Source organism: Solibacillus sp. FSL W7-1436 (assembly GCF_038007305.1).
Classification (GTDB): Bacteria; Bacillota; Bacilli; order Bacillales_A; family Planococcaceae; genus Solibacillus.
Map to the genome: position 1 here is coordinate 3,261,726 of NZ_JBBOWV010000001.1, position 16,924 is coordinate 3,278,649.

15 protein-coding genes are annotated in these 16,924 nt (G+C 36.7%); 4 read left to right on the top strand and 11 right to left on the bottom strand.

Translation table 11 applies throughout. From position 1 onward, the window contains the following. Positions 1-43 precede the first annotated feature (43 nt). The 3 genes from MKX73_RS16095 to MKX73_RS16105 all read right to left on the bottom strand — a co-directional run bounded on the left by MKX73_RS16095 (position 44) and on the right by MKX73_RS16105 (position 2,779). Entirely contained in the window at positions 44-430 is a 387-nt protein-coding gene (locus MKX73_RS16095) for a cysteine synthase (RefSeq protein WP_340718333.1), read from the bottom strand. A gap of 105 nt (positions 431-535) precedes the next feature. Continuing rightward, positions 536-1,747: an AI-2E family transporter gene (locus MKX73_RS16100; RefSeq protein ID WP_340718924.1), complete on the bottom strand. Its 1,212-nt coding sequence runs from the start codon at positions 1,745-1,747 to the stop codon at positions 536-538. Between the two features lie 93 nt (positions 1,748-1,840). After that, positions 1,841-2,779, bottom strand: coding sequence for an LCP family protein (locus tag MKX73_RS16105; RefSeq protein WP_340718334.1), 939 nt, complete (start codon positions 2,777-2,779; stop codon positions 1,841-1,843). A 284-nt stretch (positions 2,780-3,063) separates the two neighbouring features. Here MKX73_RS16105 and msrA point away from each other — a divergent pair, with 284 nt between their 5' ends. Next, positions 3,064-3,585, top strand: coding sequence for a peptide-methionine (S)-S-oxide reductase MsrA (gene msrA / locus MKX73_RS16110; RefSeq protein ID WP_340718335.1), 522 nt, complete (start codon positions 3,064-3,066; stop codon positions 3,583-3,585). 59 nt (positions 3,586-3,644) lie between these two features. On the opposite strand, the gene MKX73_RS16115 is transcribed toward msrA, so the two are convergent. The 3 genes from MKX73_RS16115 to MKX73_RS16125 form a co-directional block, all read right to left on the bottom strand. Next, complete coding sequence (locus tag MKX73_RS16115; RefSeq protein ID WP_340718336.1) at positions 3,645-4,892, bottom strand: helix-turn-helix domain-containing protein; 1,248 nt, start codon at positions 4,890-4,892, stop codon at positions 3,645-3,647. 282 nt (positions 4,893-5,174) lie between these two features. After that, entirely contained in the window at positions 5,175-6,938 is a 1,764-nt protein-coding gene (recQ, locus tag MKX73_RS16120; protein WP_340718337.1) for a DNA helicase RecQ, read from the bottom strand. A 742-nt stretch (positions 6,939-7,680) separates the two neighbouring features. Next, positions 7,681-8,862 carry an MFS transporter gene (locus tag MKX73_RS16125; RefSeq protein WP_340718338.1) on the bottom strand — a complete coding sequence of 394 codons (1,182 nt, stop codon included), beginning with the start codon at positions 8,860-8,862 and terminating at the stop codon, positions 7,681-7,683. A gap of 216 nt (positions 8,863-9,078) precedes the next feature. On the opposite strand from MKX73_RS16125, the gene MKX73_RS16130 reads away from it, so the two are divergent. Then, the gene (locus MKX73_RS16130) at positions 9,079-10,683 is read left to right on the top strand and encodes an ABC-F family ATP-binding cassette domain-containing protein (protein WP_340718339.1); all 1,605 of its coding nucleotides are present in this window, start codon (positions 9,079-9,081) and stop codon (positions 10,681-10,683) included. Positions 10,684-10,737: 54 nt separating this feature from the next. On the opposite strand, the gene MKX73_RS16135 is transcribed toward MKX73_RS16130, so the two are convergent. The 3 genes from MKX73_RS16135 to MKX73_RS16145 form a co-directional block, all read right to left on the bottom strand. After that, positions 10,738-12,426 carry a hypothetical protein gene (locus MKX73_RS16135; RefSeq protein ID WP_340718340.1) on the bottom strand — a complete coding sequence of 563 codons (1,689 nt, stop codon included), beginning with the start codon at positions 12,424-12,426 and terminating at the stop codon, positions 10,738-10,740. A gap of 192 nt (positions 12,427-12,618) precedes the next feature. Next, positions 12,619-12,819, bottom strand: coding sequence for a cold-shock protein (locus tag MKX73_RS16140; protein ID WP_079526785.1), 201 nt, complete (start codon positions 12,817-12,819; stop codon positions 12,619-12,621). 215 nt (positions 12,820-13,034) lie between these two features. Further along, positions 13,035-13,325 (bottom strand): DUF1033 family protein, encoded by a 291-nt coding sequence (locus MKX73_RS16145; protein WP_251687892.1) that lies wholly within the window; start codon positions 13,323-13,325, stop codon positions 13,035-13,037. A 297-nt stretch (positions 13,326-13,622) separates the two neighbouring features. Here MKX73_RS16145 and MKX73_RS16150 point away from each other — a divergent pair, with 297 nt between their 5' ends. Both MKX73_RS16150 and MKX73_RS16155 read left to right on the top strand, forming a co-directional pair. Then, the gene (locus MKX73_RS16150) at positions 13,623-14,270 is read left to right on the top strand and encodes a 5-bromo-4-chloroindolyl phosphate hydrolysis family protein (protein ID WP_340718341.1); all 648 of its coding nucleotides are present in this window, start codon (positions 13,623-13,625) and stop codon (positions 14,268-14,270) included. 3 nt (positions 14,271-14,273) lie between these two features. Continuing rightward, a complete protein-coding gene (locus MKX73_RS16155) occupies positions 14,274-15,386 on the top strand; it encodes a toxic anion resistance protein (protein ID WP_340718342.1) in 1,113 nt (370 codons plus the stop codon). A gap of 48 nt (positions 15,387-15,434) precedes the next feature. Here MKX73_RS16155 and MKX73_RS16160 read toward each other — a convergent pair whose 3' ends face one another. Together MKX73_RS16160 and MKX73_RS16165 are read right to left on the bottom strand one after the other, a co-directional pair. After that, the gene (locus MKX73_RS16160; protein WP_079526794.1) at positions 15,435-15,632 is read right to left on the bottom strand and encodes a DUF6501 family protein; all 198 of its coding nucleotides are present in this window, start codon (positions 15,630-15,632) and stop codon (positions 15,435-15,437) included. Positions 15,633-16,189: 557 nt separating this feature from the next. Further along, positions 16,190-16,924, bottom strand: coding sequence for an amino acid ABC transporter ATP-binding protein (locus MKX73_RS16165; RefSeq protein WP_340718343.1), 735 nt, complete (start codon positions 16,922-16,924; stop codon positions 16,190-16,192).

Below are 16,924 nucleotides of genomic sequence, written 5' to 3' on the forward strand. Positions count from 1 at the left end.
CGAAAGGCGTTGCTGATATTTTTATTCAGCAACGCCTTTTCATTTATTCGATGGCGCTATATGTAATAACACCTTGTTCTTCGATTGCCACTCCATCCAAAAATACAACGGTCGTCTGCAAGATGAGCTGCTCATCTTTTCCGCATACCCAGCGCTCGTCTGGAATAATCTCAAATGGAATAATTTCACCGTCTTTTGATCGGATTCCGCCAACTAGCTGAAACGAGTGTTTCCCTACGATAGTTAATTCGCCATCCAATTCTTCACAAAGGACTAATAAGGAAATGTAATCGATTTTATCCTCTTCTGTATGTGTTGTCACATAAACAGAACCGTTTAATATGTCACCTTCTACTAGTTCTGTTTTTTCGATAACGGTCTCAACCTTCACGCCATTCTCTTCTAATGATGTTAGCCATTTGCTTAACATGTATATTCCTCCATTTAAATATGTAATTGACAATCGATTTTAAAAAGGGAGCATGTTAAAAGTTTTCGCTTTTAACATACCCCATCTTTACATTTTCCTGTTTTCTTATTTCAATTCTTCATACAGATTCGTCTCGTCTGACTGGAAACGATTGTAGCGTTGTTTAAAGAGTCGATACGTATGTGAAATGAGAACTTTGATTAAAGCATAACCAGGAATACCTAGCACAACACCCGGAACTCCAAATAAAGAACCAGCTGTTAATAATACAAAAATAATTGTAATAGGATGGATACTTAATGATTTACCCATAATCTGAGGGGAAATAAACTTCCCTTCGATTAATTGTACAATTGTCCATACAATTGCCAACTTTACCAACAGCCATGGTGAATTCACAATGGCAATGATTGCTGCAGGGGTTGCTGCAATGGCAGGCCCTAAATATGGAACGACACTTGTGATCATTGCGAGGAAGCCAAGTAGTAAAGCATATGGCATTCCAATAATTAAAAAACCGATTGTCATCATGACACCAATACAAAATGATACTAAAATCTGGCCTTGTATGTAGGAACTGATTTGCTTGTCCATATCATGCAGTACTTCTCCAATTTGCTCACGCATACGTGGCGGAAAAAGGAACAGAATGAAGCGCGGCATTTTATCGCCTTCATACAATAAATAAAATGTAATAAACGGCACAATGACAAGCGATAAAATGATGCCGGTAACTGTAGACAGGAACCCAGTTATTCCCGTAGCCACTCCAGTAGCTATACTGCCTAAAGTTACTTTTACCGTTGTTATAAAGCTGTCTGTAAAGTCCGTTAGAATCTGATTGTAGTCAAAATTGATCTTTTCAAAATACTCGCTGAAATGGGAGTTATTTAAAAATGCTAATAAATCATTCGCAAGCGCCATTAAAACTACAGGGAATTCTTGTACTAAGTTTGTAAACTGATCACGTAAAAACGGGAAAACAAGCAAGACAAGTAAAGTGATCAATGCGATTACCACTATATACAAAATTAAAATCGCCAAGGCACGCGGCACTTTCCACCTTACTAAAAGCTTTAATGGGGGCCGTAATAAGTAAAACAAGATGACCCCTAGTACTCCGGGCAATATGATGACTTCAAACAACACATGTAACGGCTCGAATATAAACGAAATTTTATCGTATACGAATACCGTACAGCCAACTAATAAGATGATCACTAATAAGAATAATAAATTTTTACCACCTAAAAATCGAATAAACATAGAAGAGAAAAATTTAGACGTTTCCTGGGGTAATGAATTTACTTTATTCATTTCATTTTTTCTCTGCAAAAGACCACCTCAATATTTCAACAATATTTAATTTATATCTTATTTTAGCATGAAAAACCGATGCATATATAATGCTTACTCGTTTAAATTTAAAAAATCGTGTAAAATTTGAGAATTTTTTGCCACATCAATTTCCAGAACTTCCCCTGCATGTCGGTAGTTGTTAATTTTGTAAGTCCCCTCTGCTGGAATCGTCATTTTTTCAACATTGATTTCCCCGCCAGACACTGCTTTTAATACAGTAGTCAGCTGGTCTTTGTTTGTTAGATCTGTCGTAATATAACCTTGTGTAGCCCCGATGAATTTAGGCATGTTCGCTATATTTTTTGGTGAAAACAGCTGATCCTTTAAAGCCTCAATAACCTTTTGCTGACGTGCTACACGCCCAAAATCACCTTCAGCATCACCACGGAAACGGGCGTAGCCGAGCAGTTCTTTACCATTCAGGTTTTGCAGACCTTTTTTAATCTCCACATAGATTAATCCGCCCATATCTTTTTCAACATCCATTTCAATACCCTCTGGAGCCAAAATATCAATTAAAGTTTCAAAGCTTTTAAAATCAATCATGGCATAATGGTGGATCGGTATATCGAACATATTATTTAACGTTTCCTGAAGTAACGGTACCCCGCCTAAATAATATGCTGTATTCAGTTTATACGATTGATACCCCGGTATGTCCGCATAAATATCACGCATAAAGGACACGAGCTTCATATCATTCGTTTTTCGGTTCCATGAAAGCAGCATCATCGTATCGGAACGCGATTTTTCCTCACCGCGAGTATCAACACCTAAGATTAAATAATTTTCTATAGTCGGATGATTGTCATCGGGTTCAAAGTCTTCCACTTCAATTTTATTGTCACTTGCCAATTGTTTTCCCTTATTAAATTGGACATAGCTATATCCAATTGCACTTAAAAGCAAAAGAAATACGACTACGAATAGTACCCGGCCTTTACGCATTTTTTTCTTTCGATAGCGGGTTTGACGTGTCTGTTCTTCCATTCCTACAACTTCCTTTCTATTTCTGTGAAGTTTAGACGATTTACATTAAATTTAGTTGCAAATTACTTATAGTATACCATTTTATCCAAATTTTCTTCCTAACTAATGAAATGTCCGCATTTCTTTTTCTTTATTTTTATTACGCGGCACCATATTATATGCTATTAAAAGTTTAATAAATTGAAAGTCATTCTTATCCATGATAGAATACAGCATATTTAACAGCTTTATTGAAGTAAAGTACAGTTTGAATATGTTTACTTGTTTATGAGGAGTGAGTCTAAATGGAAAAGGCAACATTTGCAGGTGGTTGTTTTTGGTGTATGGTCAAACCTTTTGATCAATGGGAAGGCATTGAAAAAGTAACGAGCGGTTATATGGGCGGTCATGTGAAAAACCCTACATATGAAGATGTTAAGCGTGGAGACTCCGGACATGTGGAAGTTGTCGAGATTGAATTTAACCCGGAGATTTTCAGCTATGAAAAACTATTAGATATATATTGGATGCAAATAGACCCAACAGATGCTGGCGGTCAATTCCAAGATCGCGGCGAGTCTTATAAAACAGTGATTTTTACACATAACGATGAACAGTATACGGCTGCATTGCAATCGAAGAAAAATCTGGCGGAAAGCGGACGTTTCAAAAAGCCGATTGTAACTGAAATCAAACAGGCAGAAACTTTTTGGCCGGCTGAAGATTACCATCAGGATTATTACAAAAAAGAAGAAGAGCATTATCAAGAAGACCGTGCCAAATCCGGACGTGACGAGTTCATCGACACACACTGGAAAAAAAGTTAATCTTTCTGCATAAAAGAACGTACCATTCGATATTTCGAGCGGTACGTTCCTTTTTTAAGTTAAATGAAGATTTCATTGAAAGCTTTGTAAATAAATTTTTTGTAAATCGTCTCGGGAAAGTCTTCTACGCCATTTTTCGCGAAGATGATATCACGCTTTGCAGCAACTTCATCCTTTTCATAGTAAGAAGCTAATGCCCTTACCGCAAAGAACTGATAATATTTTGCTAAATCAATGGGGTGGTGTAAATAGTCAGGAATGGTTAATGCAGTCCCGATTTGGAGTGCCTTCGAGTAGTTTTGCAATTTAAACTCGGCATACATCTCTTCACCTACGAAGATTGGATTTTTAAATAAAAATAAGTAATCCTGCAGTTTTGCTTTATAATGCTCAATTTCCGGGACAATGTGGGAATACTTCTTTTCAACAATGTTCATAAAATGCAACTTACTGTATAAATACCGGACCGAAATTGCCGGATCATCGGCAAACTCAGATAAAAGCATTAATTTTTCTATGTACTCTTTACTTTTTGCAGTATCTTCATTCGAAATAGATTGAATAAACAACAAATGATAAAAGCGGTCCATTCGATAAAATATTTGCTTCTTTTTTGCCATGTTCAATGCCTTTTGTAAATAATGATCCGACATTTTAACATCATCGACTGCTGAATAGGAAATCGTTAAATTATAATACAAATCAAGGATTACCATTGGATCCATCATCAGTTCATATGGTTCGATCCGTTTTTCCCCTTGCTTTAAAATAGCTAACGTTTCATTGTAATTACGCTGATCGATTGCAGCCTGGCATAAATAAAAATAACATCGAAGCATTCGACTGTATGCATGGATTTCCTCGTATTGATCGATAAACTTCCAGTATTCGTCGAGTGATTTGGCTTTGTTGATTGTGCGATTCATTAAAAAATAAACTTCTCTTAAACGTATTTGTTCATAGTTCGTACCTTGAATTTCCGGTAAATAAGGTTCAATTTTTTCGATTATTTTAATCGTAAGTGATTGGAGTTCCTCGGGGTCGCGTATGAGCTTTCTACGCTCTACATCTTCTTCAATTGTGGTATACAAGCTTCTGAGCATTGTAAGTGTCCCGTCATCCAGCAAGTAGTCGACATCGACATTTAATCGTTTTGCTATAAAACGAAGACTTTCCATTGAAGGCTGCGCTTTACCGTTCTCGATTAAACTTAGCATACCTTTCGTTAAACGTTCCCCTACTAACTCGGTCTGAGTTAATTTTTTCTGTTTTCTCAGCTTTTTGATGCGTTCTCCTAGTATATTCAATATTTCACCTACACTTCTTAACTGAATATTCTTATTAAACTATGAATACAGAATTTTTACAATATCTTAACTTAAAGTTTAATGTTTTAAACCTCAAAATAGTAAAAAAAGAATGCACTGCACTTGGCAATACATTCCTTTAGTATAGTGAGATAGCATATTTAATGAGTAAATTGAAATTATTCGCTAAAAGTATTTGTTAGAACATAATGGATAAATTTATAATATTTATGAAAAGTTTAATATCGAGTAATCGCAACACTGTAATTATTTAACATTATATTACGTGTTTTCAATAATTGCCTCAATGAAAGTTTTACCGTATTTTTCTAATTTATTCTCCCCTACGCCGCTTACCTCTAAAAACTGTGTACTGTTTTTAGGTTTACGGAGACACATATCTTTTAAAGATTTATCAGAGAAAACAACAAAAGGTGGAACTTTCTCACGATCGGCAATTTCTTTTCGTATTTTACGAAGAATTTCGAATAGAGGATCGTTTGGCTCTACTGCTGATTCAATAATGCGTGCCTCTTTACGCAATACCTTTTTTTGGCCAAGCAGTACTTCTTTTCCTGCATCTGAGATCGATAATGTCGGGAACTGCCCATTATTAACGACAATCAGTTTTTCTGAAATCAAAAACTCGATAAAATTGGCAATTTCTTTTGCATTCATTGCACGTAAAATGCCATATGTCGGCAGCTTCTGAAAATTGAATTCAAGAACTTTCTTACTGCGCGAACCAGCCAATACAGAAGCGGTTAACTGTTTACCGAATTTCTGGCCCATCCTTACAATACAGGACAATACTTTCTGTGCATCAGTTGTTACATCGAGCTGTGGCCGGTTATCTGTGCAGTTCGCACATTTCCCGCAATCTTGACCCGCTTCGTCTCCAAAATATTCAATGATATAACTTTGCAGACAGCGCTCTGTATGACAGTAATCAATCATTGCATGCAGCTTTTGAAGCTCAAAAGGAATACGAGAGCGATCCTGTGCCTGATCGATTAAGAAACGCTGGGTTTGTTCGTCGGAAGAGCTGTATAATAATATACACTCACTATCCAGTCCATCACGTCCAGCTCGTCCTGCCTCCTGATAATAGCTCTCCATATTACGAGGCATATTGTAATGAAGTACATACCGAACATTGGTCTTGTTGATTCCCATTCCAAAAGCATTTGTTGCGACCATTATTTGAACTTCATCATTTAAAAAGCGATTTTGTTCATATGTACGGTCTTCTTCAAACATACCGCCATGATATTTTGCTACAGCAAAACCGGATTTGTTCAGCATCTCATACACTGCTTCCACTGATTTTCGGGTTGCTGCGTAAATTATCCCTGCTTCATTTTCATTCGCTTTTACATATTTCTTTATATAGGCTTCTTTGTTTTCTCCAAGTAAAACTGAAAATGTTAAATTTTCACGCGCGAAACCGGTAATGAAAGTATTTTCTTTTTCGATGGAAAGAAGCTGTTGAATGTCTGCACTTACCTCTTCGGTAGCAGTAGCCGTCAATGCAATAACGGTCGGTTTCTTTTCCCATAGATGCAGCAGTTGCTGGATTGAACGGTAACTTGGACGAAAATCATGCCCCCAATGCGATATACAATGGGCTTCATCAATTGCTAAAAGTGGCACATTTATTTGTGAAAGTTCCATGCAAAAGCGTTCATTTTCCAGTCGTTCCGGAGCAATGTAAAGCAATTTGATTTTACCGCTTTGTACACCATACATAACGTCCTGAACTTCTTCATAATTAAGGGAGCTATTAATGTAAGCCGCTGAAATCCCACTGGATACCAGCATATCTACCTGGTCTTTCATTAGAGAGATCAACGGTGAAATAACAAGTGTTGTCCCTTCCATACACAGTGCCGGTATCTGATAGCAAAGGGATTTCCCTCCACCTGTCGGCATAATAACAAGTGTATCTTTATTATTTAATACGTTATCGATGATTTGGGTTTGACCAGGACGGAAAGAGTCATAACCAAAGTTTGTTTTTAGATGTTGTAATGCAAGTGAAATCATAATCCCTCCTCAATAACTTCAATTTCTCTATTATACATGCAAATAAAAGTTCGTAAAAGAATCTTTAGTTTACATAATATATTTATAGATTTTACTGTCGGTCTTAATGAACTAATTTTGATGTTTATGTCCCCTATTTGCAATATTTTCGACATATACAAATAGAAACCTTTCCAAATAGGCAAACAATTTATTTGCATAATTTTTCGGGGTCCTTTATTTTTTATGAACTTTATTTAGTCTTTAATTTTCTGTATTATAGTGTCGGATAATATGTTTTATGTGATAGTTGTTCCCTTTTGTCTTTTCTTATGAGAAACTAGGCGATTTCGTGGTTGGATTTTCTAATATCATCAGAATTGTTCTAATATCATTATATTTTTTCGAATAAAATGCCGATTTTCTTATAAATGCTGTGAATGTTCTATTAAGTGTAAAGGAAGTTCCAATATCGCTTACAGATGTTCTAATATCATCCTGACTTTTTCTAATATAACGCTGTGTTGTTCTAATAAAAGCCAAAGCATACTACTCCCTTACCGAATCCCCTGTTAAAAGCAGTGATTTGAACGCATTCTTCTAATTTCTTTTTAAAATCTTCTAATATCGCCCCGAATTGTTCTAATAACACCCTGCAATCTTCTAATAAAACCGCTAAAATTCTAATTAACCATAACAGTATTATGTAAACTAAAAAGACTCTAAAAAAAGAAGTGACTGAACGGATTCAGACACTTCCCCATTATACTGCTTTCTTTTGTCTTTGCATTCCGATGATCGAAAGTGACATAAAAACGAATAATATGACGATAATCCACTTCGTTACATAATGTGTACCAGTCATATCATACACAATTCCAATGATAAGCGGGACTACCGCACTCATCATAAAACCGCCTGACAATACCATTGAACTCCATTCGTTTGCTTCGGCTTTATTTTTTGCTTCATCCAAAGGCAGCATTAACCCGATCGGGAATAATCCGCTGAGAACAAAACCGAATATCACTGCGCTGGCCCAAATTGCCCAATTCTGATTGATAAAGAAGATGGCCGAACCGACCAATCCAATCAAAATCAGACTGTGCAGCCAAATAATTCGATTAGGATAACGGTTAACGAGAGACGGAATGAGTAAATTTCCTGCCAACTGAACGATTGTCATCAATGTTAATACAGAACCCGCCGTCAACAATGCCATCCCCTGCTCCAATGCAACAGAAGTGAGCCATGTCGTCAAACTGAAGAACAGGGATGTTTGGAAACCGAAGTATAGAAGAATTGACCATGCTACTTTATTTTTCCACGGATTCCGCTTTTCTTCGTTTTGAGAACTTCTGATGGATGTAACATGCGACTCCTCCACTGTAGTGAACCAGCCGATCATTGCGATAATTGCCAAAACACCCCAAATACCTAACGCCAGGGCCCAATTTCCATCGAAGTTTTTATAAATAATAGCCGTGAACCCGGCACTTAGAGTAGCCCCGAACCCCATCGCGAAAGAATAGACTCCAATAACCGGTTCCATTTTTGTCGGAAACATTTCTTTTATATAGGCGTTTATAATCGGACTGATGATAGCGATGGCAAAACCCGCCAAAAAGCTCGTCATTACTAGAGCACTATAATTTGAAAATAGGATTCTTGCCGCTGTAGCAAGACCTATTAATGCCGTTAAAACTGTTACCGACCAGCGATAGCCGTATTTTTTTTGTATTGGAACGGCAAGCGGTGCAAACAACCCCATACAAAATACCGGGATCGATGTCAGTAAACTCATATGGGTACTTGAAACTTGTAAAGCATCCCTAATCGTCGATAAAATCGGACCTACAGAAGTAATCGCCGGACGCAGATTGATGGAAACAAGTATAATGGAAAAAATAATGAATACAGATTTCCATTTTGATAATTGCTTCATAATTCATTCCTCGATTCTCTTTTCATAATGCAATAGTAAAACGGACTGGAATTGTGTGACAGCTAAATGATTCTGCTTAGTACAATCATTTATTTCCGATGCGCTGTTATTTAATTTAACTATAAGACATGCTATAATAGAAACATTGTGTGCAAAAGAGAATTCTCTTTTTTAAGCAATCGAAAATACAAAGAAACAATTCAAGGAGGTACTTGCATGATTCAAGTATCAGGTGTAGGTCTACGTTATGGTGACCGTAAATTATTTGACGATGTAAATATTAAATTCACACCAGGTAACTGTTATGGTCTAATTGGAGCAAACGGTGCTGGTAAATCGACGTTCTTAAAAATCTTATCTGGTGATATTGAGGCACAAGAAGGCCACGTATCAATGGGTAAAGATGAGCGTCTTTCAGTATTAAAGCAAAACCACTTCGAATACGATGAATTCAACGTATTAGATACAGTTGTAATGGGTAACAAACGTCTTTGGGAAGTAAAAGCCGAAAAAGATGCAATCTACATGAAACCGGAAATGACAGACGAAGATGGTATGCGTGCTGCTGAACTTGAAGGCGAATTCGCTGACATGAACGGTTGGGAAGCTGAATCTGATGCTGCCACACTTTTAAACGGTCTAGGTATCGGTGATGACTTGCACTACATGATGATGGCTGACTTAGAAGGTTCTGACAAAGTAAAAGTATTACTGGCGCAGGCGTTATTTGGTAAGCCGGACGTATTACTGCTGGATGAGCCTACCAACCACTTGGACTTAAAAGCGATTAAATGGCTGGAAGAGTTTTTAATTAACTTTGAAAACACAGTTATCGTTGTATCCCATGACCGTCACTTCTTAAATAAAGTATGTACACATATCGCAGACTTAGACTTTGGTAAAATTCAGCTTTATGTTGGGAACTACGATTTCTGGTATGAGTCTAGTCAATTAGCTCAAAAAATGATGGCTGACCAAAACAAGAAAAAAGAAGAAAAAATTAAAGAATTAAAAGAATTCGTTGCACGTTTCTCTGCAAACGCATCGAAATCTTCTCAAGCAACTTCCCGTAAAAAAATGCTTGATAAAATTGAGCTGGATGACATCCGTCCATCAAGCCGTAAGTACCCGTTCATTAACTTCCAAGCTGGTCGTGAAATCGGGAATGATGTATTAACAGTCGATGGTTTAACAGCTTCACAAGATGGCGAAATTTTATTCAAAGATATCCGCTTCTCTATGAACAAAGAAGATAAAATCATCCTTCTAGGTTCTCCGAATGCGAAATCAGCATTAATGGATATTTTAATGGATCGTCAAAAAGCTGATGCAGGAACATACAAATGGGGTGTTACAACATCTCAAAGCTACTTCGAAATGGATCATGACCAATACTTCGGAGGTAACGAAAAGTCATTAGTTGAATGGTTACGCCCTTATTCTCCTGAAGATGAAACAGAATCGTTCCTACGTGGTTTCTTAGGCCGTATGCTGTTCTCTGGTGAAGAAGTGAAGAAATCTCCGTCTGTATTATCCGGTGGTGAAAAAGTGCGCTGTATGCTTTCTAAAATGATGCTTTCAAACTCGAACGTATTATTATTGGATGAGCCAACAAACCACTTGGACCTTGAGTCAATCCAAGCATTGAATGAAGGCTTAATCCGCTTCAAAGGTGCGATGATCTTTACATCACATGACCACCAATTCATTCAAACAATCGCAAACCGTGTCATCGAAATCCGTGAAGACGGTTCTATTTTAGACAAACCATTAACATATGATGAGTATCTAGAGTGGAAAGATGCACAAGGCTTAAACTAATAAACGAAAAAGAAGGAGGCAGTTATTCTGCCCTCCTTCTTTTTATTTGGAAACTTATTCTGTAATCGTATTTTTATAAATGTCGAGTAGTTCAAGCAATTGTTTTTTCTTTGTTTCATCCGCCTTTAATTGATCCAGTTTGTCTATATATTGTGTAATTGAATAACGGGAAAGGACCGGTAAATCAAATGTTTGCACAAGCAGATCAAAAAATATTTGCTGTTCATCCGACAAATAGACCGTAAGCGGGTAACGCTCAGTGAAAACATATTGCCCTTTAATATTCTTACCAATCTGTGGTGCATATTCCGGTATAGAAAAAGATAAATCAGGTTGTGGCTCCAGCGCATCAACAATTTCCTCATCATTCATCGACCACATTTTATCGAATTTATATTCCCATGTGAAGTTTGCAGCCATTCGGTAACGCGCTTCGATCCAACCTTTATTATAGCGCCGATTTGTATCAAGACCGATATTTTGTTCATTCATTTGCTCTAAAAGCAGTTGATATTCTTCCTTTACTAACAAATAATCATCGATATACGTAGATAATGGAATCTCAAAATTCTTCAGTACATCATCCATATATTTTTTAAAATAAGGATTTTCCATTTGCTCTGCTAATGACTTTTCAATCTGTTTACGCGCATTGATACGAGCCGCTTCATTTAATTCAATTTCGAAATCCTGCTTCAAATAATTAAATAATCCATACATCTCCCCTATTTTTTCATTGGCAATTCGATAAGCAAAAAATTTATCAGGGATGTTTTCATCCAAGTGATAATTTTCATATTCCAACAACTGTAACGTGATACCCTTATGCTTCCTCAACTTACTTGGATCAAATGAAGGTATTTCATTGAACTGATAATTTAACTCTTCACCTAGTTCCCAATCTATACTCTTCTCCGCAATTTCAAATAGTTTCAGCAAATCGCTCACAACTATACTATTTTCATTTCCTGCAGTTGCTTCTTGCTCTAATGCATTTTGATACTGTTTGAAACTATGCCGCGACAATTCCTGAAAGTTGTTCTCTTTTTCTATCAAATAAATCAAACGGGATTGCTCTTCTGTAAACCGATGCCGGTCTAAATCCTCAACAGCAAGAATGATTTCTCCAGCCTGATTTTTAGCAAAATCAAGATAATGATTAGAAACTGCAAAAGGCAAATCTAAATCTGTCCCAGTAGAATCGATATGAATAAATTCACTTAAAGCTAAATATTCCTGATAATCGAAAGATATTCCCAACTTCTTTGCATACCAGTCTTCCTGGTCGCCTTTTGAATAAATTGTACCCGAATCATGCATATTCCTTTCTAAAATTTCATGTTCTTTATTAACAAGTAAATATTCCTCGATATAGTCCTGTTTGCTAATTTCAAGCTCTTGGAACATCTTCTCAAAATATTGTTTTAATAGTGGATTTTGCATATCATATGTAATTTGCTCTTCTAAAATTTTCAGCTGTAATTGGCGCTTTTCATCACTTAACGTAATATTTTGCTGCTGTAAATAATCGATCAGTGCATATTTAGATATCGCTTCATTCAGTGCAGAAGACTTTACCGCTTCTTTTGATCGTATATTTCCGTCTCGGTAGAATTTCTCATATTGATTAATTTTTAAATATGTCTCGATTAGGGATTTTTTATAATCTTGACTTTCCGCAAGAACGTTCACTTGTTCATCGCTTTCCTTACTTTGCTTTTTCTCATAAAACGTTGCAAACAAACCAGCCAATACTAAAATAATAATAATTCCCCATGTTAATAATCTTTTTTTCTTAGTACTTAAACTATGTACTTTTCTTATTGGAATCTCAACCTTCCTTCAGTTTTCCATAAATTATATCATTATATGTAAATATTTGTCATACAAATAAAAAGCTGCGTACAATGATACGCAGCTTCGGAATTTGTACGATTATAGTTTGATTACATTAGATGCTTGTGGTCCACGGTTGCCATCTACAACTTCGAATTCCACTTGTTGTCCTTCTTCTAATGTCTTGAAACCTTCACCTTGAATTGCAGAGAAGTGTACGAATACATCGTTTTCCCCTTCTACTTCGATGAAGCCAAAACCTTTTTCTGAGTTAAACCATTTTACTGTACCTTGTTTCATCAATAAATACCTCCAAAAATAAAAGTTAACAATTAAAAAACCAAATAAAAAAACACATATTACAAGAGTACCGATCCACTAACTCGATTACTGTTTGTAATATGTGAAGCCATTGTATTCGGTCAATCTTTCAATTGTTAAATATAGTATATATATCATAATAATGACTGTCAATTACCATTTGGTAAATTAAGCAAATTTTCAATCAAATGTAATTATTGTGTAATAGCTTCTGGCGTTAATACGATAATGCCATGGTAAATTTGGGCATCATCATCACAGGCTTCACAAAATTCACATTCGTCTTCAGACCAAAATGCATAAAATCGTTCATTTTTATGTGCTTCAAACTCATATTTGTTTCGAAACTGAGCAAGCAAATGATTCAATGCCATTTGGAATTGATGCTCTGTATCATATTGCTCCGTTGATACGATATACTCTTCCCAACCGTCAAATTGCCACCAAGGCTCATAATCTGCCTTCATATAAATAATTTTATACATATACATTATCCTTTCTTTCTCTATATTTTATACACTTTTGTCCGCGATGTCTAATAATGCTCATTATAAAAAGGGTAAGTATGGAAATCATAATAATTGTCCGGTTTTTCAAATCTTTTTACTTTTTAATAGAGCGAAAACTTGTTACGATTAGTAAAAAGCCGTTATTACAATTTCGTTTGAAATATGTGATTTGAAATAATTAATTTCGCTGATTTTTCTGCAATAAAGTAAGTAATACTGAAACTTTTTTACGTTTCATACGTATCAATAGTATCGAGTAAAGGAGGTATGAAAATGCTTGGTCCTATAAATTTTCTAACACGGCATCTAATTAATGTATTAGTTTTTTCGACAGCAGCCACACTTACGTTTGTTAATTTTACCGGCATAACTACGATGCTGGCATTACCTCTTGGAGCGGCAGCATATTTCATAAGTAATAAAGTTACTTACGCCATTCAGAAAACAACACAGAGTAAAAAAATTGGGCTTCCCAAATCGGAATACAATTTAATCGAAGCACAATTAAAACAGGCCCGTTCACATATTCAGGCATTAAATCAGCAGTATGTCAGAGTGCGTTCGGTACGTTCCTTCAAACAAATAAATGAAATGTCTAAATTGGCAAAACGCATTATCAATATTGTGCAGACAAACCCGCACAAGTTCTATGCGGTGGAAGATTTCTTCTATGCACACTTGCCGTCAGCCGTACAGCTTTCCGATAAATACACGTTGCTGACAAAAGAACAAGTACCTGGTACGGAAGTGCATTTAGCGTTGGAAGATACGCGCAGAACTTTAAAAGAGCTGCAAATTACGATGGAATCTGATTTGAAAAGTGCGTTATCTTCGGATATCGAAAACTTGAAAATTGAACTCGACTTTGCAAAATTGTCGAATGAAAAGCGTAAAGATCGATTAAAAATCGGCGGTGAGTAATATATGAATATGACAAACAATCCATTTGATGCCTTTACAGCAAGTGAAAATGTAGACTTGCAAGTAAGTAAAGAACAATTTGCGGTGAATGTTGCAAACAATGCAGCCTCACCGCTTTTCGCATCATTATCAAATGATATGAAACAACGGGCGCTGCAATTAGCCCAAAATCTTGAGCCAAAAAATTACGAAACGGTTCTGGCATTTGGTTTACCTGCACAGGAAGCACTGAAAAAATTCACGACCCAGATGCTGCAGTATATTCAGCGCAAAGATGTACGGAAAGTCGGTGAAGTATTATCCGATCTGATGCAGCATTTGGAGATGATTGATCCGGATGCGCTAGTCGAACAGGAAAAAGGGTTTTTTGCCAAACTGTTCAGCCGTTCCACACAGTCCATTCAAGAGATTATGACCCATTACAATAAGTTGAGTAAACGCATTGATCGCTTAAGCATCCAACTGGAATATAATCAAAATGCATTATTGAATGATTACCAGTTTCTAAATAAACTATATGCGATCAATGAAGATTATTTCCAGGAAATCAATATTTATATTGCCACACTAGAAATTAAAAAGCAGCATATGCGAGATGTTATCTTACCAGCACTGCAAAAAGAAATTGTCGATGGACAAAACCCGTTTAAACAGCATGAATTGAAAGATATTGAAATGCAGATCGAGTGGATTGACCGTCGTATGTATGATCTGGAACTATCGCGGGAAGTGGCAATTCAATATGCACCGCAAATCCGGATGATTCAGCAAACGAATCAAATGCTGATTGAAAAAATCCAAAGTTCGATTATGACGACCATCCCTTTATGGCAGTCGCAAATAGCGATGTTATTAAATATGAACAACCAGCGTCGTGCGATAAGGTCCCAGGAACGACTTATGGATGCATCGGAACAGTTGATGCGTAAAAACGGCAAGATGCTGGAAGTGTCCAAAAAGGCAGCGAATCGCCCGGCATTATCACATAATGATATTGACCGGTTTAAACAAACCCAATTGCAACTGCTGCACGATATTGAAGATACATTACGCGTGCATGTACAGACAGACGAAAAGCGCCATGAAATCGAGCATACGATACTGGAACAGAAATAAAAAAGGTGTGAGAAAAGCCGTTATGACTTTTCGCACACCTTTTATTTTCTAAGCGAAGTATTCTTTGTAGAATCCGCCAACTTCACCTGTGTTGTCGATTACAAAGATGAATTCTTCTGTTTCGTTTTTTACTTCATATTCCTTGCCTACCGTTAATACGTTTGATACTAAATATTTCGATGCATCTGTATGTACACACTTAACTGTGCGAATTGTCGGTGCATCTTTCCAATTTAAATGTAGCATGTTGTTCCCTCACTTTTAACTAATATCGATACTCTCCTATTTTATATGATTTTCCTGCCAGTGGAAAGCGCGTTGTAGTAAAAATCGACTTTTCATGCTTCTTATATAAATATATGAAAGCCTCATACATAGGATTAGTTTTAATTTAACGTTGTTTCCGATATTTGATAGAACAACTTTTCCATGTTAAACTCACAAACAGAGGTGGAAATTATGGCATTTGGTAGTCTTCCAATGTGGTTTTTCGCAATTGTAATTGCTTTTGCAATTGTATTTATTTTAATAAGCGAATGGAACTCACGAAAATGAGGCCGGGACATAACCCAAAAAAACTATTTTTCTCTGAGAGAAAAATAGTTTTTTTTGCTAAGCGTTAAAATTGATTTCCATTTCGGGACGCTTTCCACGGGCACGGCCTGAGCCTGTAGTCTCAGGCGTCGTGCTGTTCCCGTAGGAGTCGCCCTGCATTCCAATCAATTTTTTAAAATATCCGTTTCTTAATAAAGAGTTTCTTCTTATTCAACGGTAATTCTGCTTATGTCCCAGCCTTATTTCTTTTACCGTAATGTCCGTTTCAGGAACTCTTTTGTCCGGTCGTGTTTCGGGTTTACCAGCAATTGTTCCGGTGGGCCTTCCTCAACGATAACCCCTTTATCCATGAATACAATCCGGTCCGATACTTCCTTGGCGAATTCCATTTCATGTGTCACGATCAGCATCGTATTTCCCTGGTCTGCGAGATGGCGCATTACTTTTAATACTTCCCCTACCATTTCAGGATCAAGTGCTGATGTCGGTTCATCAAACAGCATGACATCCGGATCCATCGCCAATGCCCGTGCGATGGCGACACGCTGTTTCTGTCCACCGGATAAATGTTTCGGTTTTGCATTTTTATAGGCGCTCATTCCGACAAGCTCCAAATATTTCATCGCATTGCGTGCTGCTTCATCCTTTGAACGCTTTAGCACTTTGATTTGGCCAACGATACAGTTATTTAATACATCCAAATTATTGAACAGATTAAACTGCTGGAATACCATCCCTAAATGCGTACGGTACTTTTCAATCTGATGACCGTCATTTAGAATATTTTCACCATTGTAGATTATTTCCCCGGCTGTCGGTGTTTCCAGTAAATTAATACAGCGTAACAGTGTTGATTTCCCGGAACCTGAAGAACCGATCAATGTAACAACTTCCCCTTTGTTTACTTGAAAATTGACATCTTTCAATACTTCGTGATCGCCGAATTTTTTATTTAAATGGTTAATATCAATTACTACTGTCAT